The 25,763-nt window shown below is 68.3% G+C and carries 20 protein-coding genes, 1 pseudogene and 1 riboswitch; of the genes and pseudogenes, 6 read left to right on the top strand and 15 right to left on the bottom strand.

The window, feature by feature from the left end:
- Positions 1–114: 114 nt before the first annotated feature.
- Positions 115–1,783 (top strand): annotated as a pseudogene (locus JS528_RS11785) (aryl-sulfate sulfotransferase).
- Between the two features lie 53 nt (positions 1,784–1,836).
- A complete protein-coding gene (locus tag JS528_RS05830; protein WP_214358158.1) occupies positions 1,837–2,628 on the top strand; it encodes an ATP-binding cassette domain-containing protein in 792 nt (263 codons plus the stop codon).
- A gap of 4 nt (positions 2,629–2,632) precedes the next feature.
- Here the strand turns inward: JS528_RS05830 and JS528_RS05825 are convergent, their stop codons facing one another.
- Together JS528_RS05825 and ppgK are read right to left on the bottom strand one after the other, a co-directional pair.
- Positions 2,633–3,847 carry a pyridoxal phosphate-dependent aminotransferase gene (locus JS528_RS05825; protein ID WP_214358157.1) on the bottom strand — a complete coding sequence of 405 codons (1,215 nt, stop codon included), beginning with the start codon at positions 3,845–3,847 and terminating at the stop codon, positions 2,633–2,635.
- Between the two features lie 82 nt (positions 3,848–3,929).
- Positions 3,930–4,697 (bottom strand): polyphosphate--glucose phosphotransferase, encoded by a 768-nt coding sequence (gene ppgK / locus JS528_RS05820; RefSeq protein ID WP_214358156.1) that lies wholly within the window; start codon positions 4,695–4,697, stop codon positions 3,930–3,932.
- A 405-nt stretch (positions 4,698–5,102) separates the two neighbouring features.
- Between ppgK and JS528_RS05815 the strand changes: the two genes are divergently transcribed.
- Positions 5,103–5,888 (top strand): nitroreductase family protein, encoded by a 786-nt coding sequence (locus JS528_RS05815; protein ID WP_214358155.1) that lies wholly within the window; start codon positions 5,103–5,105, stop codon positions 5,886–5,888.
- Between the two features lie 69 nt (positions 5,889–5,957).
- Here the strand turns inward: JS528_RS05815 and JS528_RS05810 are convergent, their stop codons facing one another.
- The 5 genes from JS528_RS05810 to JS528_RS05790 form a co-directional block, all read right to left on the bottom strand.
- A complete protein-coding gene (locus JS528_RS05810) occupies positions 5,958–7,247 on the bottom strand; it encodes a hypothetical protein (RefSeq protein WP_214358154.1) in 1,290 nt (429 codons plus the stop codon).
- A 221-nt stretch (positions 7,248–7,468) separates the two neighbouring features.
- On the bottom strand, positions 7,469–8,782 hold the full coding sequence (locus JS528_RS05805; protein ID WP_214358153.1) for a hypothetical protein: 1,314 nt from the start codon (positions 8,780–8,782) through the stop codon (positions 7,469–7,471).
- 2 nt (positions 8,783–8,784) lie between these two features.
- On the bottom strand, positions 8,785–9,657 hold the full coding sequence (locus JS528_RS05800; protein WP_214358152.1) for an ABC transporter ATP-binding protein: 873 nt from the start codon (positions 9,655–9,657) through the stop codon (positions 8,785–8,787).
- A gap of 28 nt (positions 9,658–9,685) precedes the next feature.
- A complete protein-coding gene (locus JS528_RS05795; protein ID WP_214358151.1) occupies positions 9,686–10,483 on the bottom strand; it encodes a hypothetical protein in 798 nt (265 codons plus the stop codon).
- 178 nt (positions 10,484–10,661) lie between these two features.
- Positions 10,662–11,288: an RNA polymerase sigma factor gene (locus JS528_RS05790; protein WP_214358150.1), complete on the bottom strand. Its 627-nt coding sequence runs from the start codon at positions 11,286–11,288 to the stop codon at positions 10,662–10,664.
- A 191-nt stretch (positions 11,289–11,479) separates the two neighbouring features.
- Positions 11,480–11,637: riboswitch (FMN riboswitch) on the top strand.
- 7 nt (positions 11,638–11,644) lie between these two features.
- Between JS528_RS05790 and JS528_RS05785 the strand changes: the two genes are divergently transcribed.
- The gene (locus tag JS528_RS05785; RefSeq protein WP_214358149.1) at positions 11,645–12,259 is read left to right on the top strand and encodes an ECF transporter S component; all 615 of its coding nucleotides are present in this window, start codon (positions 11,645–11,647) and stop codon (positions 12,257–12,259) included.
- Positions 12,260–12,452: 193 nt separating this feature from the next.
- The gene (locus JS528_RS05780) at positions 12,453–15,050 is read left to right on the top strand and encodes an energy-coupling factor transporter ATPase (RefSeq protein WP_338069771.1); all 2,598 of its coding nucleotides are present in this window, start codon (positions 12,453–12,455) and stop codon (positions 15,048–15,050) included.
- Between the two features lie 231 nt (positions 15,051–15,281).
- Here JS528_RS05780 and JS528_RS05775 read toward each other — a convergent pair whose 3' ends face one another.
- Both JS528_RS05775 and glnA read right to left on the bottom strand, forming a co-directional pair.
- The gene (locus tag JS528_RS05775; RefSeq protein WP_338069776.1) at positions 15,282–16,421 is read right to left on the bottom strand and encodes an MFS transporter; all 1,140 of its coding nucleotides are present in this window, start codon (positions 16,419–16,421) and stop codon (positions 15,282–15,284) included.
- A gap of 334 nt (positions 16,422–16,755) precedes the next feature.
- Positions 16,756–18,093 (bottom strand): type I glutamate--ammonia ligase, encoded by a 1,338-nt coding sequence (gene glnA / locus JS528_RS05770; RefSeq protein ID WP_214358147.1) that lies wholly within the window; start codon positions 18,091–18,093, stop codon positions 16,756–16,758.
- Between the two features lie 121 nt (positions 18,094–18,214).
- Between glnA and JS528_RS05765 the strand changes: the two genes are divergently transcribed.
- Positions 18,215–19,663: a DUF2252 domain-containing protein gene (locus JS528_RS05765; RefSeq protein ID WP_214358146.1), complete on the top strand. Its 1,449-nt coding sequence runs from the start codon at positions 18,215–18,217 to the stop codon at positions 19,661–19,663.
- Positions 19,664–19,893: 230 nt separating this feature from the next.
- Here JS528_RS05765 and priA read toward each other — a convergent pair whose 3' ends face one another.
- The 6 genes from priA to hisD all read right to left on the bottom strand — a co-directional run bounded on the left by priA (position 19,894) and on the right by hisD (position 25,406).
- Positions 19,894–20,619, bottom strand: a complete 726-nt coding sequence (gene priA, locus JS528_RS05760) for a bifunctional 1-(5-phosphoribosyl)-5-((5-phosphoribosylamino)methylideneamino)imidazole-4-carboxamide isomerase/phosphoribosylanthranilate isomerase PriA (RefSeq protein ID WP_214358145.1) — start codon at positions 20,617–20,619, stop codon at positions 19,894–19,896.
- Between the two features lie 90 nt (positions 20,620–20,709).
- Positions 20,710–21,354, bottom strand: a complete 645-nt coding sequence (gene hisH, locus JS528_RS05755) for an imidazole glycerol phosphate synthase subunit HisH (RefSeq protein ID WP_214358144.1) — start codon at positions 21,352–21,354, stop codon at positions 20,710–20,712.
- A gap of 51 nt (positions 21,355–21,405) precedes the next feature.
- Complete coding sequence (locus JS528_RS05750) at positions 21,406–22,119, bottom strand: hypothetical protein (protein ID WP_214358143.1); 714 nt, start codon at positions 22,117–22,119, stop codon at positions 21,406–21,408.
- On the bottom strand, positions 22,119–22,721 hold the full coding sequence (gene hisB / locus JS528_RS05745) for an imidazoleglycerol-phosphate dehydratase HisB (RefSeq protein WP_214358142.1): 603 nt from the start codon (positions 22,719–22,721) through the stop codon (positions 22,119–22,121). The genes JS528_RS05750 and hisB overlap by 1 nt, the downstream gene beginning before the upstream one ends.
- Positions 22,722–22,851: 130 nt before the next feature.
- Positions 22,852–24,012, bottom strand: coding sequence for a histidinol-phosphate transaminase (locus tag JS528_RS05740; protein ID WP_214358141.1), 1,161 nt, complete (start codon positions 24,010–24,012; stop codon positions 22,852–22,854).
- Entirely contained in the window at positions 24,009–25,406 is a 1,398-nt protein-coding gene (gene hisD, locus JS528_RS05735) for a histidinol dehydrogenase (protein WP_214358140.1), read from the bottom strand. The genes JS528_RS05740 and hisD overlap by 4 nt, the downstream gene beginning before the upstream one ends.
- Positions 25,407–25,763: the final 357 nt, after the last annotated feature.

Below are 25,763 nucleotides of genomic sequence, written 5' to 3'. Positions count from 1 at the left end.
CCTGTGCGCCCAGCGAAACCCCAAGAATTCCAAGGGTGGGCGCATACTATGAAGTGGTTCTACACAAATCGATAACATTCGTACCTTCCCCGTAACGAAAGTCGAAACCATTTCATGAAGCGCACCGCAACCAAACACATCGTCGTACGCATCGCGGCCGCGGCCGTCACGCTCGCCATCGCGCTGGGACTGTGCCTGTTCACGCAGGACAACGTCAACGCGTCGATCAAGCAACGTCGCGTCGAGCGTCTCAACGCGCGCATCGCGAACGTGTACACCACCGACTACCAGCAGATGGCCGACGATCAGCTCACCGCCGAACGCGACAAGGCGGCGGCCACACTCGACGATCCGTTCGTCAAGGAGAACCCGTACGGCACGAACACCACGTCGCTGTACGTCTACTTCACCACGGACGAGGCCACCGACGTCTCCTACACCGTCCACGCCGACGGATATCCGGACTTCTCCGCCACCGCCGAGCAGGGCGACGACTACTCCAAGACGCACGAGTTCCTCGTGCTGGGCCTCATCCCCGAGGTGAACAACACCATCACGCTCACGCTCAAGGACGAGAACGGCGACACCGTCGCGACCAAGGAGATCACCCACAAGGGCGCCGGGCTCCTCCGGCGAGGAGGAGGTCCGCCTCGAGCAGACCGTCGACCCGACCGACACCGCCACGCAGGCGCTCGGCGACGGCCTGTACGCCATCCTCGGCAACGACTCCAACGAGCAGGACTTCATGTTCTACTACGACGTCAACGGCGTCGTGCGCGGCGAGGTGCCGGTCATGTACTACCGCTCCCACCGCCTGCTGTTCGACGACGACGGCCTCATGTGGTTCTCCGCCTCGACGAAGCACTTCGTCGGCATGAACCGCCTCGGCAAGCTCGTCAAGATCATCAACCTGGGCGACCGGTTCATCCTCCACCACGACTACGCGCTCGACTCCGACGGCAACATCGTGTCGCTGGCGACCGATCTGACGCGCTCCGACCACGCGGTGCAGGACCAGGTCATCAAGGTGGACACCACCACCGGCAAGGTCACGCAGCTCATCGACTTCGGCGAGATGTTCCCGGACTACAAGGCCTCCACCGACCACTCCGGCATCGACGAGTCCGACCCGACGGCCAAGAACCGCTGGGACTGGATCCACTTCAACACGATCCAGCTGCTGCCCGACGGCTCCGCGCTGTTCTCCGCGCGCGAGACCTCCACGATCATCAAGGTCGACGACATCGAGGGCACCCCGAAGCTCGACTACATGATCGGCGAGCCGACCGTGTGGGACGGCACCTCGTACCAGAAGTCGTTCCTGACCAAGGTGGGCGACTTCGGCGACACCGGCGGCCAGCACTCGATCACCTACGAGGAGGACCCGTCCCTGCCCGACGGCCAGTACTACATCTACATGTTCGACAACAACTTCGGCTACGCGATGACCCGCCCCGACTTCGACTGGACGACGATCAAGGGCATCTCCACCGCGCAGAGCTCGAAGGACAAGGACTCGAACTCGCAGTTCCGCAAGTACCTGGTCGACGAGAAGGCCGGCACCTACACCGAGGTGCAGAGCTTCGACGTGCCGTACTCCCCGTACGTGAGCTCCTCGCAGGAGATCACCGACTCCGTCAACCTCGTGGACACCGGCATGCAGGGCGTCTTCGGCGTGTACGACGACGACGGCAACCTGCAGGCGCAGTACAGGATGAAGCTCTCGACCGGCTACATCTACCGCGTCTACCACTACGACTTCAAGGGCTTCTACTTCGCCTGACGCCTTCGAGCCGAAGCGCGGCATGGCCCATGGCACTTACTACAGTGGGTGCCATGGGCTTTTTCTTTTCTCGCAAGGCGACGCCGAAGCCGGCGTCGGTCACGTTCGCGCTCGCGGGCGCCGGGCACACGTACGACGACGGGCACGTGGGGTTCGCGCCCGCGGATCTGACGATCACCGAGAAGCGCGTCGCGATCATCGGGCTCAACGGCTCGGGCAAGTCGACGCTGCTGGGGCTGCTCGACGGCTCGCTCAGACCGACGGCCGGATCGGTCACGCTCTGCGGGGCCGGGATCACGCTCGACACGTCATCGAAGAAGGACCTCAGGACCGTCGACGAATGGGTCGGCAAGGTGCGCCGCGAGGAGATCCCGAATTCGTTCTACCGCGCCGAGAACATCGTCAAGGCGGTCGACGAGTCGCTCAAGAGGCACAAGATAGCCGATGCCGAGCGCAGCGCGCGCATCGGCAACCTGTTCGCGCACTTCGGCCTGCAGCAGATCCGCCAGGCCAAGGCCGCCGAGCTCGACTCGGAGAAGCGCCACCTGCTCGCCATCGCGGCGGCGCTCGCGTTCGACCCGTCGGCGATCGTGGCCGACGAGCCGTCGAAGGGGCTGGACGAGATCGGCACGCGACACGTGGCCGAGGCGCTGTTCACCTACGACAAGCAGGTCATCGTCGCCACGCACGACACCGACATGATCGTCCGCCCGGAGTACGCGATCGACCGCACGCTGGTGCTCGACGCGGGAGCCGTCGTCTTCGACGGCTCCCCGGCGGACGCGGTCGCGTTCTACATGGACCTCATCCGCCGCAAATACGAGGAGTCGAAGGCGACGGACTGAGCCGTCAGGCGAGCATCGCGGCGACCGTGTCGAGCACGGCCTGCACGTTGCGGCGGAACTCGTCCGGCTCGGGCAGCAGCGAGATCGCGAGATACCCGTTCGACGTCATGTCGAAGAAGTAGCCGGGCTGGCCGGTCAGGCCATGCGTCTCGATCATGCGCAGCACGAGCTCGTTCTCGTCGATGACGCTTGGCACGCGCAGCAGCACGTTCCAGCCGCCCTCGGCGCGCAGCACGTCGACGAGCCCGTGCTCGTCGCGCTCCAGCATCGCGTGCAGCGTGGCGAGGTTGCCGTGCACGCGGTCGCGCACGCGCACGACCTGACGCGGCGCCACGCTCAGCAGCGACGGCAGCTGCGCGGCGATGATGTCGCTCATCGGCAGGTAGTCGTCGGCGATGACGTCGAGCCGGCGCTGCGCCTCGAACACGTCGTTCTCCGGGCCGGACACGCGGATCCAGCCGACCTTGGCGTGCGGGGCGGCGAGCATCTTGGAGAAGCCGTCGAGCGCGAACGTGAGCACGCCGCGCTCCCCCGCGAGCCGCGCGTTGCCGTCGAACGGCTCGAGCGAGTAGTCGTAGAACACCTCGTCGGCGATGATCGCGACGCCGCGCTCGCGGCACAGGTCGACCAGCGTCGCGCGCTCCTCGGGCTTGACGTACGAGCCGGTGGGGTTGTTCGGGTTGATGAGCACGAGCGCGCGGATGCGCTCGCCCTCCTCGGAGTAGAGCAGCTGTTCGATGGCGGCGGTGTCGATGAACCAGGAGCCGTCGAACTGCAGCTGGTATTCGATCGTGTCGACGCATTCGAGCCGCGCGATCGATTCGATGAGCGGATAGCCGGGCTTGGGGGCGAGCACGGCGTCGCCGGCGTCGCACAGCAGCTTGATGAGCCACGAGTACGCTTCGGACGTGGAGCTGAGCAGATAGAGCGAGTCCGGGTCGACGGTCGGGGCGGACGGTCTGCCGTCATGGGCGGCCTCGTCCACCGCGAACCGGCCCACGTCGTTGAGGTAGCGCGCCAGCGCCTCGCGCGCTGTGCGGGGGCCGCGCGGTTCGGCGGTGTACACGCCCGGCACCTGCGCCGGGGCGAGCCCGTGACGGGTCGGATTGGAGTCGTTGAGTTTGCCGAGCGCGACGCCGGCGGCCCTGACCCTGGCCTCGGCGGCGGCGATCGGATTGGGGTCGGAGATATCCACGCGGGAGGAGAAATGAACGGTCATAGGGTCCACTGTATCTCGCATCGTGCGCATGAAAAGGCCGCCCGGGGAGCGGTTCTACCCCGGGCGGCCGGCTTCGATGACGTCAGCGCTGCTTGGTGCTGGCGTAGTAGGCGGCTCCGACGATGCCGGCCTCGTTGCGCAGGGCGGCGGGCACGATCGGGGTCTTCACGTCGATGAACGGGATGAACTTGTCCGCCTTGCGGCTCACGCCGCCGCCGATGACGAACAGATCCGGGTTGAAGTACTTCTCCATGAGGCCGTAGTACTTGGTCAGGCGCTTGGCCCACTTCTTGTAGCCGAGGTCCTCGTTCTCGCAGATCGCGCTGGACGCGTACTTCTCGGCGTCCGGGTGCTTCTCGTCGAGGATCAGGTGGCCGAGCTCGGTGTTCGGGACCAGCACGCCGTCCATGATCAGGGCGGTGCCGATGCCGGTGCCGAGGGTCGTGGCGATGACCAGCCCCTCCTTGCCCTTGGCGGCGCCGAACTGCTGCTCGGCGAGACCGGCGGCGTCGGCGTCGTTGACGACGGTGACCGGGCGGCCGCACGCCTCGGAGAACACGGCGGTGACGTCCACGCCGATCCAGGACTGGTCGAGGTTGGCCATGAAGTCGAGCTTCTGGCCGGGCTTGATCGGGGCCGGGAAGGCGATGCCGACGGGGGCGCTCTCCGGGACCTCGAAGTGGTCGAGCTGCTGCTTGACGATGGCGGCGACGGCCTCGGGAGTGGAGACCTCCGGGGTCAGGATCTTGAGCCTGGGCTCGGCGAACTCGCCCTTCTCCAGGTTGACGGGCGCCGCCTTGATGCCGGAGCCGCCGATGTCCACGCCGAACGCCTGTGCGGTTTCAATCATCGTTGACCTCTCCTCTCATGTCGTGAGATGTTCGTTATCAAGCATCCTACGCCGAGATATCCCATGAAGCGGGATTTGTTCCACGTGTTGTGACTACGTTTGCAGGGTCGTCGGCTATGTCGTCGGCCGTGCGCCGCGTAGACGATGCGTGCAGGCGACCGCGTGGGCGCGGGTATGTGCAGGCGACCGCGTGGGACGGACTTCCCCTGTTCGCGACACGCTCCAGGCCGCTCGGCCAAGCCTACGGTCGCGAACAGGGGAAGTCCGCCCCACGCTCGGTTGCGTCTTGCCGTAGCCATCTCCGGCCGGCGCTCGGTTGCATCTGACCGTCGGAATCATCGGATCGCCGGCCTGCGACCGATCGTCCTCGGCCGTTTCCCCTGCTTTGGTGCGATAATGGCGGGTATGGCTGAACATACGCAACTGATTGACGCGGTGAACATCCGCACCGCGATCCGTTCCTACGATTCCGATCCCATCGACGACGATGCGGCGCGACAGCTCGAGATGACGCTCGACCCGATCAACCTGCTCTCAGGACTGCACATCCAGCTGGTGCGCGACCGGCCTCAGGTGTTCGCGGAGGCGAACGCGTCCGGGCACCTCAAGAACGCGGCGAACTATCTGGCGATCGTGGGTCCGAAGGACGACGACGAGGCCAAAGAGCGCGCCGGCTTCTATGCGGAGCGCGTCGTGCTGGCGGCGACGCTGCGTGGTCTCGGCACGCTGTGGGTGGCCGGCTCCTGGGATCGCGCCGAGGCGGCGCGGCACTGCCACGTCAGGCGCGACGAGGAGCTCTATCTGGGCGTCGTCATCGGACACCCGGAGCATCATCTGGAGCGTCTGCAGGAGAGCTACGACGAGCTGGTCGAAGTCCAGCGCACGCACCGTCCGACCAAGTCGTACGAGGAGTTCACCGCCGGCATGACCGACGACGAGCGCGCGGCCGCGCCGGAGTGGTTCCGCGCGGGCGTCGAGGCGGCGATGAAGGCGCCGAGCGCGATGAACCGCCAGCCGGTCACGTTCTCGTACGACGCGGACGCCGATACAGCCGCCGCGCACATCGACCCGTCCGCGGGCGACGAACACTGGGCCCTGAACGACCTCGGCATCGCCAAGCTGCACTTCCAGATCGGCGCCGGTCAGGGCCAGTGGGCCTGGGGCGACGGAGGCCTGTTCATCCACAGGTGAATCAGTGAGTCGATCGGGGTTCGTGGCCCGGCTCCGCCGACGAGGCGGACCAGGTATCGGACCCCGATCTCAATCGCGCGTCAGTTCGGCGTGGCGGATGCGGCGGTTCGCGACCGCCCACAGCGCCGTCGCGGACAACGCGCCGAGCGCCGCGAGGACAATCTCCGTACCGGGCAGATCGAGGGCGATCGACATCCGGTTGTCGAACAGGAACGTGCGGTACAGGACCAGCCGGATCACGACCGCGGCGAGCGCGACGGCCAGCGGGACCGCGGCCAGCAGGACGCGGATGATGCCGTCGAAGCATCGTATGAACCACACGATCAGCATCGTGGACGCGACGCACAGCACGACGGCGAGCGCGGCGACGGCGAGCAGGTACCGGCCGGATGTCAGGTCGAACCACGGCAGCACCGACATGGCGCCAAATACCGGGGTCGCGAGATACGGCCATACGTGCGGCAGCCATAGGGCGGCGAACAGCGCGGTCGTCGCGAGCGAGACGATCAGGGAGCTCGCCGCGACGGCCGACATCTGCACGCGCTGCACGCCGCGGCCGGTACGGCTCGCCCACTGCAGGGCGCGCATGCGCCGCGCGCGGTCGCGGACGGGCAGCGGCAGGGTGAGCGCCAGCGAGGCGGCAAGCATCCATGCGAACATGATGCCCATCAGTCCCATCGTCTCGTAATACGCGCCCCATGCGGTCGCCAGATAGCCGGTGCGCCCGCGTTGGGCATCGAGTTCGTCGAGCCGGCGCTGCATCCGCTCCGGCAGCCGGGCGTCATGCACGTAACGCCGGTAGGAGGCGGGACTGCCGCTTTCGGCGTCGCCCATCATGTCGAGCATTCCGAGCGTGTTCGCCTTGAGATCGAAGGCGGAGGGGATGCCCGCCCGCAGGTACGTCCGCCGTACGTCGACCGCGTGGTAGCTGTCGAGGTCGCCGATGTCGGCGGCATAGTCGAACCATCGCTTGTAGACCGTCGTGTCCGGATCCTTCCGTTCCGCGGCGGCGTTCCAGTCACGCGACATGCGCGTATTGACGGCGTTGAACGACGCGTAGTCGGTGACGCCGTATGTCGCGGAGCGCTTGTCGCGGGCGATGTCGGCGGCGAGTGCGCGCTCGAGACGTGGCAGGTCGCGCCGCATGCCGGCGAGCGCGTCCTCGTCGATGACTGGGCCGTAGGCGCGGATCAGCGCGATCTCGTCGCGCGTGGTGACGTTGCCGTGCGCGTTGAGGCTGTCGACGCTCCCCTGCAGCAGGGGGATGCCGCAGGCGAGACCGACGACGGCCAGGAGGAGCAGCGTCGTGGGGCGCCAGATCTTGCGCATCTCGTGCGCGAATACGAGGAGGGTCGTCATCGCTTCCGGGTTCCTTTCCTGTGCGGCTGTACGGCGGGTATCGGGCATGGCCGGCGGCATGGCGCCAAGTCCGGACCGACGGCTCCGATGCGGCGGCGCGGCCGTCGAGATACCTCTGGGATCTTCCGGCCGAATGGACCGTTCATCCCGTCCGACATCATGTTTCACGACATGTTCCACGTGTGTTCCACGCGTTGTTTCACGGATCGTGCCCGTCCGGTTCACGGCAGGTCGATCCTCCCCCGGCGGCGCACGGCCACCGTCAACGCGACGACGGCGACGGCCAGTCCGACCGCGACGGACCACGTCTCCTGCCACGGAACGACCGCGTCGTAGGACATGTCGGTGAACCACTGGCTCTGATTGGCGAGCGCGTACGCGGGATGCGCGCTCAGCAGCTGGTAGGCGATCCACCAGTGCCGGTCCTCGCACACCGTCAGCGCGGCATACGGGACCAGTCCGCCGACGGCGAGCAGACCCACGGCCGCGTACGCGTCTGGGCATAGCACGCCGAGCGCGCAGGCCGCGAGCGCGACGACGAGGACGAGCGCGAGCGACAGGGTGACCTGCGCGGCGAGGTAGCCGCCGAGCGTGAAGTCGGCCCACGTGATGAACGGTTGCGATCCCCACGGCGAGGCGATGGCATTGAACGCCGAACTCACGCTCGAGCCGAGGATGCCGGACAGATCGGTCATCGCCAGATGCGCGGCGAGCGAGCCGGCCGTCAACAGCGTGAACCCGCCGAGCGCAACGAGCGTCGCGGCCGCGATCTTGATCGCCGTCAGTCGTCTGCCGACAAGGCTTGCGTCGACCAGCGGCGCCGTGCGGTGGCGACGTTCGCAGCCGAGCAGGTGCAGCGCCGCGAACGCGCCGAACGCCCATGATTCGAGGACGATGCGCGACAGCAGTCCGTCGACGCCGCCGAACAGGTCGTCGTGGACGGTCATCGTCAGGCCGGCCGCGTAGAGGTCGAGGTCAGCGCGTTCTCGCGCGAGGTGAGCGGCGCGGTCGCCGACGAGCCGGTATTTCGCGCGCATCGGCGCGACGAGCGCGTCCTGGCGGAACTCATGCAGCAGCGCGGCGTACCGTTCGCCGACCGCCTCGCCGTCGTAGGCCGACATCGCGGTCGACGGGCGTGCGGGCCCGCCGGCCGAGGCGGATGCGCCGGACGCATCCTCGTTCCCGGCCGAGGTCGCGTCCACGACGCCGCCGATCACCGATCCGACCTGCGCGAGGAGGTCGTCGCGTGCCGGGCTTTCGGGCAGACGCCCAATGCGGCGCAGGAACCCGGCGTCCATCGACGTTCCGGACTCGGCCGCCACGTGAGAGACGTAGTCGACGGCCGCGCCGTGGTCGCGCGCGGCGATCGCGGAGCAGGCGGCGTTGAGGCACAGACATGCGGCGAGGAACCCCCATATCGCGGGCGCGCGCAGCACCTTGCCGAGCTCGGCGGCGAACACCGCGCGCATGACGCGGTCGGGACGGACGGCGCGCCCCTCGCCGCGACGGGGCCGGCAAGCGGAATGACGTCCCATTGTCAGTCCCCGTAGGCGAGGAGGAACGCGTCCTCCAGACTGGGCGGGACGGGGACTGCGTCGGGCGGCAGTCCGGCATCCGACGGGGCAAGCCCGGGCCGGGCCGCGCAGTGGATGCGCAGACGGGTCTCGCCGCCGACCTGCACCTCCCCCAGCAGTGTCCGACCGGCGTCGAGCGGCGTTGACACGGGCACCTGCCAGATCCGCCCATCGAGTTCGGCGCGGATCGCGGCGGGCGTGTCGTCGCGCAGCACGGTCCCGTCCCTGAGCATGACGATACGATCGGCGATGGTCTCCAGATCGGAGACGATGTGCGTGGAGAGGATGACGATGCAGGTCGAGGCCAGTTCGTGGATGATGTTGCGGAACCGCACGCGTTCCCTGGGATCGAGGCCGACTGTCGGCTCGTCGAGGACGAGCAGGTCGGGGTCGTTGATGAGCGCCTGCGCGATGCCGACGCGTTGGATCATGCCGCCGGAGAAGGTGCGCAGCCTCCGGTCGGCCACGTCGGCGAGTCCGACCATATCCAGCAGCGTGTCGATGCGTTCGTCGGCGCGGGTGCGCGTCAGGCCCTGCAGCGCGGCGAGGTAGCGCAGGAAGCGGCGCGGCGTGTAGCCGGGATAGTAGCCGAAATCCTGCGGCAGGTAGCCGAGGCGGGCCCGGTAGCGTTCCCCCATCGCCGTGATGTCCTCGCCGTCGAGCCGGATCGTGCCGGAGTCGGGGAACAGCAGCGTGGCGAGCAGACGGATCAGCGTGGTCTTGCCGGCGCCGTTCGGGGCGAGCAGTCCGTACACGCCACGGTCGAACGTGAGGTTCACGTCGCGCAGGATCGTGCGTCCGGACAGGGTCTTGGTCACGTGCTCCACGGTCAGCATGATGGTTCCTTTCGTTTCGTGTTCCGTCTCATATCGCGCGGGCCGGGCGTGCGGCCGACGGGCGGGGCAGAGGCACGTCCCGCGTCTCCCGCCCGCGGCAGCGCGCGTCCAATGCGAGTCCGTAGGCTAGGGCGAGGGCGAGCCCCGCGGCCAGACAGACCGCCGGGGGCAGACGGAGCAACCACGGCGTCACGAGGTCGCGGAACCGCCAGAGCGCGCCGCCGACCGCGAGCCAGACGACCGGGACGACCGCGGCCGAGAACGGCCAGCGCACGTATCGGTCCGCGCCGAGCTGGGCCAGGGCGAACAGGAACAGGGACGCGAACGACACGCCGAGCGTCGTCACCGGATCGAGGTGGATGCCGGCGAGCGCGACGCATGCGCCGAATGCGACGCACACCACGGTCGACAGGGTGCCGAGCACGAGCATGCGCACCGCGGTGAGTCGGCGGAACGACCAGCGGCAGGTGCGCAGCAGTTCGATCATGCGGGCCTCGCGTTCGCGCAGCATCGTCAGGACCGCGACCGATTCGTAGAGCATCGGCGCGGCGACGAACAGCGGCACGAGCAGTCGTCCGGGCCGTGTCCACGCCGCGACGGAGACGGCAGACGCGGCGCGCGACATTACGAAGGTCGGGCCGAACCCGTCGGCCGGGGCGGACAGCACCGCGGCGAACAGCGGCGCCCACACGACCAGGGTGATGACGAGCCCCAGGAACACGCAGTCGGCGACGCCGAAGAACAGGCCACGCACGCCGAGCGCGCGCACGACGTCGACCGCGCTCGCCAGCAGTCCGGCGCGTCGGGGCATCGCTGCGTCGAGCACCGTCGCGACGCTCCGGTCGCGTTCGGCCGAGGTAGGGTACGGCACGGGATCGGGCCAGACGACCCGCGATGCGTCCCGGTCGAATCGGTCGTCCCGGTCGAATCGGATGAGTCGAGTGCCATCACGGGCGCAGCGCCGGAGGGTCGGCCGGCGTTCCGTCCCTCCGCTCCGGGCGGAATCATGCGTCGTGTCGTTCATCGCCGAACTCCTTTCGAATGACGGTCATCAGACGGAACCACCGCGCCTTGACGGTCGACGCGGGTTCGCCGGTCGCTTCGGCGATGTCGGCGAAGGTGCGCCCGGCGTACAGATGGAGGCGGAACGTCTCCTGGATCGTCGGGTCGAAGTCGCGCACGCGGTCCTCGATGCGCGCGAGCAGGTCGCGGTCGGCGGCGAGGTCAGCGGGGTCGGGCAGTCGCACGTCACGGATGTCGGGTGGCGCGTCGAACACGCCGTCGGCGGGCTCCGCCGGGAACGGACCGGGACCACCGGCGACGTACACGCCGTCCGGCAGCGGGGCCGTGGCGGGGCGCGCGCCCGTGCGCCGGCGCGCGTCGATCACCTTGTGGGCGGCGATGCGGTACAGCCACGTCGTGAACGCGCCCCGCGCCGGGTCGTATGTGTCGAGCGCCCCGAGCATCGCGATGAACGACTCCTGCGTGAGGTTCATCGCCTCCTGTCGGTCGCCGGTCTGGCGCCAGACGAACGCGAACAGCGCGTCGTAGTGCGCGCGGACCAGCGCGTCGGCGGCGCGGCGGGATCCATGGCGTACGACGCGTCTGATCAGGCGCATGTCGTCCGTCATGTCGTCCCCCTCCCGGTTCGTCGGCTCTCGTCTTCTACGGGATTATTCGCAGACGGCCGGGGAAAGGTTGCACGGACGGCGCACCCGGCGTGTCGCACCGGACCGGCGGCACGTCCGGCCTGCCATCCGGGATTTCTCATATGGTGAAACGGCGTGATGTGAAATCCGGGTGCGCGTGTACACATGGTTCCTGTCAGTTTCAGGGAAGGTGAAAATCCTTACTGGCGGTAACCCGGCCCCCGGGATTCATAACGGGAGGCGTCGGGAAGCCCGCGAACCGCCTGCAATGGCGGCCGACCCGGTGTGAATCCGGGGCCAACGGTCATAGTCCGGATGGAAGAAACGAGGGGCTCAGCATGAGCGTATCTTCTGATAACCATATCCAGTCCAAGCTTTCCGGCGCCGCCGTCGATCACGCCACCGGCTCGCACGCCACGGGCGTCGCCGATTCGGGCCGCTGGTCCACGCGCCGCATCGCCGTGTACGCGCTGTTCGTGGCGCTCGCGATCGTCACCAGCTTCATCGAACTGCCGATCTTCCCGGCCGCGCCGTACCTCAAGTACGATCCGTCCGGCATCGTGAGCCTCATCGCGGGCTTCGCGTTCGGCCCGGCCGCCGCCGCCATCGTCTCCGTGCTCGGCTTCGTGCCGCACGCGTTCACCGACCCGTGGGGCGCGCTCATGGCGATCCTCGTCGCGCTCGCCCTGTCGCTGCCGGCCGCGTTCATCTACCGCCGCGACCGCACGCGCAAGGGCGCGGTCATCGGCATCGTCGTCGGCGCACTCGTGGCGCTCGCCGCGGCCATCGGCGGCAACCTCGTCATCACCCCGATCTACGCGCACATGACCGTCGCGCAGGTCGCCGCCATGATCGTGCCGATCCTGCTGCCGTTCAACCTGCTCAAGTTCGCGATCCACGCGGTCGTCACGTTCCTCATCTACAAGCCGATCACCAAGCTGCTCGACAAGTAGTCTCCGACGACCCGAACGGCGGGGTCGACCCGCCGCCGCGCGCCTCCGTCATCCGCTTCGGCGGTGTCCGTCGCAATGACATAGATATCCCGGCAAGGCCGTGCACTGGACCATCCAGGGCACGGCCGTCGCCGTTTCTCCGGACGATCCGTCCGCCCGCCCCATCCCGTCTTTTCCAAGGACCAGACCACACGTGAACCTCGCCGAACTCTCCCATATCCGCTTCCGCTACGACGACGCTCCGGCCCTCGACGACGTCTCCCTGACGATCGCCGAGGGCGAGTACGTCGCGCTGACCGGCCCGAACGGATCCGGCAAGTCGACGCTCTCCCGGCTCGTCGCCGGACTCGTCGCCCCGGACTCGGGCACGATCACGCTGCTCGGGCGCACGGTCTTCTCCCCCGCCGGCCCCGACGCCGACGCCTACCGCGCCGCGCGACGCGGCATCGGCGCCGTGTTTCAGAACCCGGAGGACCAGCTCGTCACCACCGTGCTCGAAGACGACGTGGCGTTCGGTCCGGAGAACCTCGGCATCCCGCGCGACGCCGCCGACGGCGGCGATGGCCGTGACGACATGACGACGCGCATCGCGGACGCGCTCGGGGCCGTGCGGCTCGACGGCATGCGCGGCGCGAACCCGATCCGCATGAGCGGCGGCCAGCAGCAGCGCGCCGCCATCGCAGGCATGCTCGCGATGCGCCCGCGTCTGCTCGTGCTCGACGAGCCGACCGCGATGCTCGACCCGTTGGCGCGCGCGGAGGTCATGGACGTACTCGACGAGCTGCATGCCGCCGGCACGACGATCGTGCACGTGACGCATCATCCGGACGAGATCGCGCGGGCGGGTAGGGTCGTGCGGCTCGAAGGTGGGCGGGTCGTAGGTGATTCCGTCGCCTCGTCCGATTCCACGTCCGGTTCCAGCGGGGTCCGCTCCGCTACGGCCGGTTTGCGTCGCCCGACACGCTCCAGGCCGCTCGGCCAAGCCTACGGTCGGGCGACGCAGACCGGCCTTCGGTCGCTCGGTACGTCCGGAACGCTCGCAACGTCCGGGGTGCTGGAAACACACGAAACATCGCAGCCCGGTATCGCACCCGTCGCGGGCCGTCCGGCGACGACTTTCATGCGTCGGGAAAGTCGGGAAGGGGCGGGAGCGTCCGGCTCCTCCGACGTGATGCTGTCGGTGGAGCATGTTTCGTATGCGTATGCGGGGGGCGACGGGCCGATCCTCGACGACGTGTCGCTTCAGGTGCGCCGGGGCGAGACGGTGGCGTTGATGGGCGCGAACGGCTCCGGCAAGTCGACGCTGCTGCGGCTCGTCTGCGCGCTCGACAAGCCCGACTCCGGCTCGATCACGATCGACGGGCTGCGCGTGGACACGGCCAAGCGCCGGGATCTCGCGCGTCTGCGCCGCACGGTGGGACTGGTCATGCAGCATCCCGAGCGGCAGCTGTTCGCCGACACGGTGCGCGACGACGTGGCGTATGGGCCGACCAATCAGGGGCTGGACCGGGCCGAGATCAACGCGCGCGTGGATGCGGCGCTGCGGCTCGCCCGTCTGGACGGCCTCGCCGACCGCTCGCCGTTCGACCTGTCCGGCGGACAGCAACGGCTCGCCGCCATCGCCGGCGTCGTCGCGTGCCGGCCGGCGCTGCTCGTCATGGACGAGCCGACCGCGGGACTGGACGCCGATGCGCGCGAACGCGTGTACGCGCTGCTCGATGATCTCAGGGCCCAGGGCGTGAGCGTGCTCATCGTGACGCACAGCCATGAGGAGGCGCATCGCGTCGCCGACCGCGTGCTCGACATGGGGTTGCTGTCGGCCGGTGGAGGGAACGGCACCCCGGTCGTCGCCGCGGATGATGCCGGTCGGGGTGTCTCACACCCCGTGCCGCCGGACGTTGCGGCCCGCGTCCCCCAGGGGCACGGGCCGATGATCCCCGCCGTGCGTTCAACGGCGGAATCGACGGAATCGGAGGGAGCAAAGCGTCGGGGGAAGCCGGCGGCGACCGAAGCGAGCCGACGCGTCCACTCCCCCGTCGCCCGGCTCGATCCGCGCGTGAAGATGGTGGCGATCCTCGTCGCGATGTTCTCGGCCTTCGCCATCTCGAATCCGTGGCAGCTGCTGCTCGGCGCGGTCTTCACCGGCGGCGTGATCGCGGCCTCGCGCGTGAGGCTCACGCGGCTGCTGGGCTCGGTGAGGATGTTCCTCGGGCTGTTCGCCGTGATGGGGCTGCTCAACGTGTTCTTCGTGCGCACCGGCCATGTGCTGGTCGAACTCGGCCCCGTGCCGATCACCGACGACGGCGTCGTGACGGCGATCCTCTACACGTGCCGCTTCGCGCTGGTGATCGTGCTCGGCGCGGTGTTCCTCGCCACGACCACGCCCACCGCGATCACCGACGCGTTCGCCTCGCTGCTCTCGCCGCTCAATCGCCTCGGCGTGCACACGCAGGAGATCGCATTGGTGCTGAGCCTCGCCCTGCGCTTCATCCCCACGCTGGCCGTGGAGGCGCAGGCGGTCGCGGACGCGCAGGCGGCCCGCGGCGGTTCGATCGAGACGGGCAGTCTGCCGCAGCGCGTGAAGGCGATGACGGCGATCATCGTACCGATCTTCGCCGGCGCGCTGCGTCACGCGGACAATCTCTCGCTGGCGCTCGACGCGCGCTGCTACGAGGAGGGCATCCGTCGCACGCACTGGCGGGTGATGCGCGTGGTCGGACGGGACGTGGCGTTCGCCGTCATCGTGGCAATCTATGTCGCGGCGCTTCTCACGCTGGGACTGTTCGTCTGACGGTCCACCGGACCGTCCGTCTAACGTTCGCGCTGCAATCATGGACGTGTCCACGGGCATGACTTTCTCACCTCGCGGCACAGCCGCTCGGCCTCACCTACGAACGGTCCACCGGACCGTTCGCTTAACGGTTCGCACCGCAATCACGGACGCGCCTACAGGCGCGACCCCTGCTCACCTCGCGGCACAGCCGCTCGGCCTCACCTACGAACGGTCCACCGGACCGTTCGCTTAACGGTTCGGCATGTCACGCCGCAGGAGCGTGGTGATGACGATGGCGCCGACGGAGAAGACCGCGCCGAAGGGGCCGAGCCAGGTCAGGCCGAGATGGTCGTTGACGAGGCCGCCGACCGCGGAGCCGATGGCGATGCCGATGTTGAAGCTCATCGAGTTGAGCGAGGCGGCGAGGTTCATCGAACCGGGGTGCGACTGGGCGGCCACGTCCATGTACAGCACCTGCGAGGCGGAGTTGAACAGGTACATCATCATGCCGAGCGCGACCAGCAGGATCGCGCCGTAGACCGGCACGACGGCGGCGAGCGCGAGGGTGCACAGCAGCACCGCATGCAGGCAGAAGATCGGACGGGTGCGCGCCAGCGGCTCCACGCCGCGTCCGCGCTCGGCGATCTTGCCGCCGTGCAGGTTGCTCCACAGACAGGCGACGCCGTAGAGGACCAGACCGACGCTCACGTATCGTTCGGGCACTCCGATCTCGTCGCGCATGATCGGGGTCAGGTACGTGTAGAAGACGTAGCTGGACGCGGCGCCGCACACGACGGTGAGCACGCCGCCCCAGATGCGGCGGTCGAAGAAGAGACGGAACTGGCGCAGGAAGCCGATGGTGACCGGATGCGAGTTGCGCGGCAGGACCGTCGCCATGAAGATCATGAGCACGACGGTCAGTCCGGTGATGATGAGGAAGGTGATGCGCCAGCCGAACGCGTTGGCGATCCACGTGCCGAACGGCACGCCGACGACCGAGGCGATGGAGAAGCCGGAGAACACCCAGGCGATGAACTTGGTGCGGTATTGCTCGGTCGTCACGTCGGGCGCGTAGGTCATCGCGATGGCGACGAGCGTGCCGGAGACGAGGGCGATCATGATGCGGGCGACGACGAGCACTGCGTAGTTCGGCGCGATCGCGCACAGGAGGTTGCCGGCGAGGAAGACGCCCATCAGGGTCAGGTAGGTCGCGAAGCGCGGGAATCGGGCGGAGATCGCGGAGCCGAGCGGCGTGACCGGCGCGTACACGAACGCGAACAGGGCCACGAGGTTGCCGACCGTGACCTCGGAGACCCCGAGCCCCTGGGCGATGTCGGGCAGGATGCCGACGACGACGAACTCGCTCATGCCGAGCATGAAGCTCGCCATGACGAGGATGGTGACGGGCAGGTTGAAGAAGCGCTCCGGCTTGGACGGCTTGGTTTCGACGGTCGCGACGGCCCCGGTCGCCCTGGATTCGGAGGCCTTGTCCGAGACCGTTTCGGTGGCGTTGTTCGCCATGATGGTTCCCTCTCTCGTGATGTTCCAAGCGCATGCTATTGGCCTCGGCATACAACGGGACGCCAAGACACGCGGACGGAGCCGCATCGCGGACCGCATCGGAGCGGGACGGATACGACGAGGGCCCGTCACCCCTTCCATACGGGGATGACGGGCCCTGATGCCGTCCGACGGATCACGCGCGGTCACACGGCCGCATGCGTCACAGCTTGGGCAGGTAGGTCTTGAGCTCGTAGGCGGTGACCTGACGGTTGTACTCCTCCCACTCCTGGCGCTTGTTGCGCAGGAAGTACTCGAAGGCGTGCTCGCCGAGGACTCCGGCCACGAAGTCGGACTTCTCCATGATCTTCAGCGCGGAGCCGAGCGAACGCGGCAGCGGCTCGATGCCCATGGACTGGCGCTCCTCGTCCGTGAGCTCCCACACGTCATCGCTGGTCGGCTCGCCGAGCTGCATCTTCTTCTCGATGCCGTCGAGGCCGGCGGCCAGCAGCACGGAGTAGGCGAGGTAGGGGTTGGCGACCGGGTCGAGCGCGCGGAACTCCATACGCGCCGAGTTGCCCTTGCCGGGCTTGTACTGCGGGATGCGCAGCAGCGCGGAACGGTTGTTGTGGCCCCAGCAGATGTAGCTCGGAGCCTCGTTGCCGCCCCACAGACGCTTGTACGAGTTGACGTACTGGTCGGTGACCGCGCAGATCTCGGCCGCGTGGTACAGGATGCCGGCGGCGAACTGGCGGGCCGTCATCGACATGTTGAACTCCTGGCCGGCCTCGTAGAAGGCGTTGGCGTCGCCCTCGAACAGGCTCAGGTGGGTGTGCATGCCGGAACCGGGCGCGTCGGCCAGAGGCTTGGGCATGAAGCTGGCGTGGATGCCGCGCTCCAGCGAGATCTCCTTGACGACGGTGCGGAACGTCATGATGTTGTCGGCCGTGGTCAGGGCGTCCGCGTACCGCAGGTCGATCTCGTTCTGTCCGGGACCGGCCTCGTGGTGCGAGTACTCCACCGAGATGCCCATCTGCTCGAGCATGTTCACGGTGGCGCGGCGGAAATCCATGCCGGGGCTGCGCGGCACGTGGTCGAAGTAGCCGCCCTCATCGATCGGGGTCGGGGCCTTGGACCAGTCGGTCTGCTGCTCGAAGAGGTAGAACTCCATCTCCGGGTGCACGTAGAAGGTGAAGCCCTTCTCCTTGGCCTTGGCGAGCGAGCGCTTGAGCACATGGCGGGGATCGCCGAGGCTGGGTTCGCCGTCGGGGGTGAGCACGTCGCAGAACATGCGGGCGGTGCCCTGGGGTCCGCCGCGCCACGGCAGGATCTGGAAGGTGGACGGGTCCGGCTTGACGATCATGTCGTCCTCGGAGACGCGGGTCATGCCCTCGATGGCCGAGCCGTCGAATCCGAGCCCCTCCTCGAACGCCGCCTCCAGCTCCGCGGGCGCGATCGCCACGGACTTCAGGGTGCCGAGCACGTCCGTGAACCATAGACGAATGAAGCGCACGTCGCGTTCCTCGACCGTGCGCAGGGCGAACTCTTGCTGCTTATCCATAGGCACATATCCTCACACCCGCGTGTTATGGGTTTGTTTCGGACCTCGGGCCCGTGCACGTCCGCCGCCGGCGCGGACGATCCGCCGGGACACGCGCCGGCGGCGGGTAGAGTAGGAACCTATGAGCGAAGTTGCACAAGACCACATCACCCCGTCCGACAATCCGCCCGTCGACGTCACGTCGTGGAGGCAGGCCGAGAGTCCCCGCGAACGCTCCCGCGCCGGCATCGCCGCCCGCGCCAAGGCGCCGCTCGAAGCGCACGCGATCTGGCAGGTGCGCTCCGGACGCAAGGAGGCGATCGCGCTGCTCGAGGAGCAGTCGGCGATCCGCGTGCCCGACCTGATCCCGCTGCGCTACAAACGCATGAGCGCGAGCCCCTTCACGTTCTACCGCGGCACGGTCCTCATCATGACCAACGACCTCGCGACGACGCCCGTGACCGGCATCCCGGTGCAGTGTGTGGGCGACGCGCACATCGGCAACTTCGGCATCTTCCGCTCCCCCTCGGCGCGACTGGTGTTCGACATCAACGACTTCGACGAGACGGCGATCGGCCCGTGGGAGTGGGACCTGAAGCGCCTCGCGGTGTCCGTGGAGATCTGCGGGCGCGCGAACAAGCTCAAGGAGAAGGACATCCGCGCGGCGGTGATGCAGTGCGTGCACACGTACCGCGAGCGCATCAAGTGGTTCTCCGAGATGGACTATCTCGACGCGTGGTACGCGCACCTCGACGTCGAGGAGACGCTCGACCGCTTCGAGACGAACGCCGGCGGCAAGCGCAACCGCACGCTGCGCGAGGCCGCGATGAAGGCGCTCCTGAAGGACAACGACGCGGCGGCCGCGAAGCTGTGCCGCTTCAAGGACGGCAAGCTGCGCTTCCGCTCCGATCCGCCCGAGCTGGTGCCGATCAACGAGCTCGACAGCTACGCCGATCTCGACGCGCTACAGGCGCGCATCGACACGCTGTTCGACAACTACCGCCACTCCCTGTACGAGGACCGCCGCTGGGTGTTCGACCACTTCCACTATCAGGACGCCGCGCGCAAGGTCGTCGGCGTCGGCTCGGTCGGCCAGCGCGCGTGGGCAACGGTGTGGACCGCGCGTGACATGGACGACCCGATGATGATCCAGATGAAGGAGGCCACGTATTCGGTGCTCGAGCACTACTGCGGCGCCTCCCCGTACGCGACGCACGGCGAGCGCGTCGTGCAGGGCCAGAAGCTGATCCAGTCGACCGCCGACGTGCTGCTCGGATGGACGAGCTTCATGGCCGAGGACGGCAAGAAGCGCGACTACTACGTGCGCCAGCTGTGGAACGGCAAGGGGTCGATCGACATCGACAACCTCAACGCGACGGCGCTGTCGGATCTGTCGCGCATGTGCGCCTGGTGCCTCGCGCACGCGCACGCCCGCACCGGCGATTCGATCGCGATCGCGAACTACCTCGGCGGATCGGACGACTTCGACAAAGCGATCGCCTCGTTCGCCGTCAGCTACGCCGAACAGAACGACGAGGACTACGCCGTGTTCAAGAAGATGATCAAGAAGGGCCAGCTGCCCTGCGCGTGAGCCGCGTGGGAGCCGCGGATTCCCCGGGGCGAGGCCTCTCCCCTATCTCCTCCCCCAAGAATCCGCGCCTCCCACGGGTTCTTGGCGGTCCCTATTCTCGGGATCAGTCCACACCTCGAGAAAAAGGACCGCTGGCGTGATACCAGCGGTCCTTTTTCTCGAAGGATGGGTCGTTCCCGAGAATTTGTGCCGCTGAGCCCATGCCAGCGGTACAAATTCTCGCGCGTCGATCAGCGCGCGATCTCGAGGGCCTCCTCGAGGGTGAAGGCGCGGGCGTAGAGGGACTTGCCAAGGATGGCGGAGTCGACGCCGAGGTCGGCGAGGGCGCGGATGTTCCTCAGGTCGTCGAGCTTGGAGATGCCGCCGGAGGCGGTCACCTTGGCGTCGGTACGTTCGGCCACCTCCTTGAGCAGGTCGAGGTTCGGGCCGCTCATCATGCCGTCGCGGGCCACGTCGGTGACGACGTAGCGGGAGCATCCGGCGTCGTCGAGCATCTTCATCGTCTCGAACAGGTCGCCGCCCTCGCGGGTCCAGCCGCGCGCGGCGAGCGTGTGGCCGCGCACGTCGAGGCCGACGGCCACGCGGTCGCCGTACTTCGCGATGACGCGACGGGTCCACTCGGGGTTCTCGAGCGCGGCGGTGCCAATGTTGACGCGCGCGGCGCCGGCCTCGAGGGCCGCGTCGAGCGAGGCGTCGTCGCGCACGCCGCCGGACATCTCGATGTTGACGCGGGAGCCGAGCTCATGGACGATCTCGCGCAGCTGGGCGCGGTTGTCGCCGGTGCCGAACGCGGCGTCGAGGTCGACCAGGTGGATCCATTCGGCGCCGGACTCGACCCACGTGCGGGCCGCCTCGAGCGGGGAGCCGTAGTCGGTCTCGGAGCCGGATTCGCCCTGGCGCAGGCGCACGGCCTTGCCGTCGCGCACGTCGACGGCGGGAAGCAGGGTCAAGGACATGATGGTTTCCTTTCGTATGGGAATCGGACCGACGGGATCCGAATCAACGGGAGCGACCGGAACGCCGGTCGGGCGGGCGCCGGGCGCCGGTCAGAACGTGGCGATCCAGTTCTCCAGCAGCTGGGCGCCGGCGTCGCCGGACTTCTCCGGGTGGAACTGGGTGGCAAACAGCGGGCCGCGCTCGTAGGCGGCGACGAACCGGCTGCGGCCGTACGTGCACCACGTGACATGCTGCTCGTCGGTGATCTCGATCTGCAGGTCGGTGAGGTCCTTCGCGCGCGCGTCGTGCGCGGCGTAGGAGTGCACGAAGTAGAAGCGCTCGTCCTCCACGCCCTTGAGGAGCGTGGAGCCGGCGGCGTCCTCGAGCGTGTCCCAGCCCATGTGGGGCACGACGTCCGCGTCGAGCGGGTCGACGGAGCCGCCGATCAGGCCCACGCCGGCCGCGTCCTCGCCGTGCTCGTGGCCGATCTCGAAGAGCACCTGCTCGCCGACGCACACGCCGAGCACGGGGCGTTCGGCGCGCATGCGGTCGATGATCACGCGGTCGCCACCGACCTTCTTCAGTCCCTCCATGCAGGCGGCGAACGCGCCGACGCCGGGCACGACGAGTCCGTCGGCCTCCAGCGCCTGCCGGTAGTCGGAGGTGAGCGAGGTATCGACGCCGAGGCGCGCGAGGGCGCGCACCATGGAGCGCACGTTGCCGAAGCCATAGTCGAACACGACTGCGGTGGTCAATTGGTCCCCCTTGGTTTGTGGGTGTGTGTTGGGTTGGGTGTGTTCGGTCCGTCAGTCGATGCTCGAGCCGCGCGTGGCGCCGCCGCGGCCGAACTTCGTGTGCTCTGCGATGACCTTCATTGCCGCATCGTGGTCGAGTCCGGCGGAGTCGACCACCTCGAAGCCCTGGGTCTTCAGCTGGGCGACGGTGGTGATGCCGAGCATCAGGTCCTCGACGAAGCGGGGCGTCGAGTTGAACAGGATCGGCGGGGCGAGCGTCTGGCCGGCCTGACCGCCGGCGTAGAGCGTGACCTCGAGCTTGTCGGCGCGGTTGACGCCGAGCACGACGCTCATGCCGCCGACCACGGTGGTGATGTCGCGGGCGGCCGCCTCGGGGGCGTCGCCGTCGAGGTTGCGCAGCACCGCGATCGCGCCCTGGTTGGAGCCCACGCAGTCGGCGGAGATGTCGGACAGCTGGCAGAACGCGGCGAGCAGCGGCGCGGACGCGATGCGCGTGACGAGCGCCGCCATCTTGGCCTTGTTGCCGAGCAGTCCGGCGAGCGCGTCGTCGAACCCGAAGGCCGGGTCGATGGACGAGGCGTCGTCGGGGATGTCGATGCCGTCGATGTCCAGGCTCGGATCGAGATCGTCGATGTCGGAGGCGTCGGACGTCTCCTCGTCGGCGAACTCCTTCTCGAAGCCCTCCATCGCCTTGGCGAGGTCCTCGTCGGAGAAGTGCGATTCGTCCGGATCGAAGTCGTCGGACTTGCCGAAGTCGTCGGCCATCACAGGCTTCCCTTCGTGCTCGGGATCAGGCCCTCGATGCGCGGGTCCGGTTCGATGGCGAAGCGCAGGGCGCGGGCCAGGGCCTTGAACTCGGCCTCGGCGATGTGGTGCGGGTCGCGGCCGGCGAGGACCTGCATGTGCAGGCAGATGCCGGCGTGCAGCGCGATCGACTCCATCACGTGGCGCACGAGGGAGCCGGTGAAGTGGCCGCCCATCATGCAGTACTCGTAGCCCTCGGGCTCGCCGGTGCACACCACGTAGGGGCGGCCGGAGATGTCGACGACGGCCTTGGCGAGCGCCTCGTCGAGCGGCACGGTGGCGTCGGCGAAGCGGCGGATGCCGCGCTTGTCGCCAAGCGCCTGCCTGAGGGCCTCGCCGAAGACGATGGCGGTGTCCTCCACGGTGTGGTGCACGTCGATGTCGGTGTCGCCGTGTGCATGGATCTTCAGATCGATCAGCGAGTGCTTGCCGAGCGCGTTCATCATGTGGTTGTAGAACGGCACGGAGGTGTCGATGTCGGTCTGTCCGGTGCCGTCGAGGTTCAGTTCGAGGTCGATGTGCGACTCGCTCGTCTCGCGGACGATGTGCGCGGTGCGCGCCATGATTTGTGCTCCTTATATCGATGGTATCGACTGTCTGTCGATGTTCGACGTTCGACGGGCCGGACGCCCATACGGCGACCGACCCCACGGAAATCCGCCGGATGCGTCCGGCCTGTCCGGCTGGTCTGCCCTATCTGGCCTCGACGATGCGCATCGACTCGACGAGCGCCTCGCGGAAGCGGGCCATCTCCTCGTCGGTGCCCATGCACACGCGCAGCCAGCCGTCCGGGCCGACGACGCGGATGAGCACGCCGCGCTTGAGGAGTTCGTCGAAGATCGCGTCGCGGTCGTCGAAATGCCCGCCGAACAGCAGGAAGTTCGATCCGGACTCGGCGACCTCGAGCGGCTCGCCCTTGTAGGTCTGGGCCTTGAGCCACTCGGCGGTGGCCTCGCGGGTCTCGCGCAGGTGGTCGACGCGGCTGAGCTGCTCGTCGGTGTGTTCGAACGCGGCGAGGGCGGCGGCCTGGGTCACGGCGGACAGGTGGTACGGCATGCGCACGATGCGCACGCAGTCGATGATGCCCTTGGACGCGGCGAGGTAGCCGACGCGCGCGCCGGCGAAGGCGAACGCCTTGCTCATCGTGCGCGAGACGGCCAGGTTCGGGTGGTCCTTGATGAGGGACACGGCGCTCGGGGTGCCGGGCCTGCGGAACTCCACGTACGCCTCGTCGATGACGAGGATCGGGTGGACGCCCTCGGGGGCGCCCTCGACCTCGGCGGTCTCGCAGGCGGCGAGGATGCGCTCGATGTCCTCCATCGGCAGCGGGGTGCCGGTGGGGTTGTTCGGGCTGGTGAGCAGCACCATGCTCGGCTTGACCTCGTGGATCGCCTCGATGGTCTTCTCGACGTTCAGCGTGAAGTCGGCGTTGCGGTGGGCGAGCTTCCAGCCGGTGAACGTGTCGCGCGCGTACTCCGGGTACATCGAGTACGTCGGGTCGGCGCCGAGCGCGGTGCGTCCGGGGCCGCCGAACGCCTGGAAGAGCTGGAGCATGATCTCGTTGGAGCCGTTGGCGCCCCACAGCTCGTCGACGTCCAGCTTGACGCCGGACTCGCGCTCGAGGTACGTGGAGAACGCCTTGCGCAGTTCGATGTGCTCGCGGTCCGGGTAGCGGTTGAGGGTCGGGGCGATCTCGCGCACGCGGCGCGCGATCGTGTCGCACACGGCCGGATCCGGCGCATACGGGTTCTCGTTGACGTTGAGGCAGACGGGCACGTCCAGCTGAGGCGCGCCGTACGGCTCCTCGCCGATGAGGTCGTTCCTCAGCGGCAGGTTCGCGGGGATGGCGCTCACAGCAGACCGGCCTCCTTCTCCTGCTCGCGCAGGGTGGCCTTGTCGTACGGGTCCTCGACGAAGCGGGACAGCACGCACTCGCCGTGGGCGGGCAGGTCCTCGGAGACCGCGAACGCGTTGATGCGCGCGGCCAGGGCCTTGAGGCCCTCCTCGTCGTATTCGATGACCTCGACCGGCTTCATGAAGGTGTGCACGCCGAGGCCGGCGGCGAAGCGGGCGGTGCCACCGGTGGGCAGCACGTGGTTGGAGCCGGACATGTAGTCGCCCAGCGGCACCGGGGAGTAGGGGCCGCGGAAGATGGCGCCAGCGTTCTTGATGCGCCTGACGACCGCGTCCGCGTCCTTGGTCTGGATCTCGAGGTGCTCGGCCGCGTACGCGTTGGCCGCGTCGACGGACTGGTCGAGGCCGTCGGTCAGGACGATCGCGGACTGGGTGCCGGACAGGGAGGTGTGGACGCGCTCGGCGTGCTCGGTGCGCGGCACGCGGTAGGCGAGGTTCTCCTGGACCTTCTCGGCCAGCTCCGGGGAATCGGTGAACAGCACGGAGCCGGCGAGCTCGTCGTGCTCGGCCTGGCCGATGAAGTCGGCGGCCACGAGGCTCGGGGTGGCGGTCTCGTCGGCGATGATGCCGATCTCGGTGGGGCCGGCGACCGCGTCGATGCCGACGAACGCGGAGACGAGCGACTTGGCGGTGGCCACGAAGATGTTGCCCGGGCCGGTGATCTTGTCGACCGGGTCGCACAGCACGTCGCCGTCCTGCGGCTCGGAGCCCTTGGCGCCGTAGGCGAACATGGCGATGGCCTGCGCGCCGCCGACCGCGTACACCTCGTCGACGCCGAGGATGGCGCAGGTGGCGAGGATGGTCTTGTTCGGCAGACCCTGCGCATCGTCGCGGGCCGGCGGGGTGGCGATGGCCAGCGACTCGACGCCGGCGGCCTGGGCGGGCACCGCGTTCATGATCACGGACGACGGGTAGACGGCCTTGCCGCCGGGCACGTACAGGCCGACGCGCTGGATCGGGATCCAACGCTCGGCGACGCGGGCACCGGGGGCGAGGTCGGTGTGGAAGTCCTTCGGCACCTGGTTGGCCGCGACGGCGCGGGCGCGGCGCACGGACTCCTCGATGGCGGAACGGACCTCCGGATCGAGGGTCTCGACGGCGGCCTCGATGGCCTCCTTCGGCACGCGCAGGTGCTCGGGGCGCACGTGGTCGAACTTCTCCTCGAAGTCACGCAGGGCCGCGGCGCCGCGCTCCTTGACGTCGTCCAGGATCGGGCGGACCAGATCGGTCGCCTCGGAGGTGCCCATGGCTGCGCGCGGCATGGCCGCCAGCAGCTCGGCGCGGGACAGGTTCTTGCCACGAAGGTCGATGATTCGCATGATGTTCTCGCTCATAACGCCCCATCGTAACAATGGCAAGGGCCGCGGGGCCGGGGAATGTCCACTTTCACCCGCATCGTGAGATTTCGGGGGGATCGGGCGCTCAGTCCGGCGTCCGCGGGGGATGGCGGTCGTCCGTTATGGACACGCTCCGGGCCGCTCGGCCAAGTCCTACGGTCCAAAACGGACGACCGCCATCCCCCGCTCCGTTGCGTTGTTTTGTTGCGATCGCCCGTAGTCGACTCAGTTCCCGTATACACATTTGACGCACCGGGCGCGCACTAGGGTGTAGACCCAGGTGCGCCACGGCGCCTGAACACGACATTATGTACTGGCTCTACCCCCACAACCTTCCCAGGCCCCAGCCACCAT

Origin of the sequence: Bifidobacterium santillanense, from assembly GCF_018555385.1 — a bacterium.
GTDB classification, from domain to species: domain Bacteria; phylum Actinomycetota; class Actinomycetes; order Actinomycetales; family Bifidobacteriaceae; genus Bifidobacterium; species Bifidobacterium santillanense.
The sequence above is the reverse complement of the archived record's forward strand: the minus strand, read 5'-3'. Positions and strand labels throughout refer to the sequence as shown.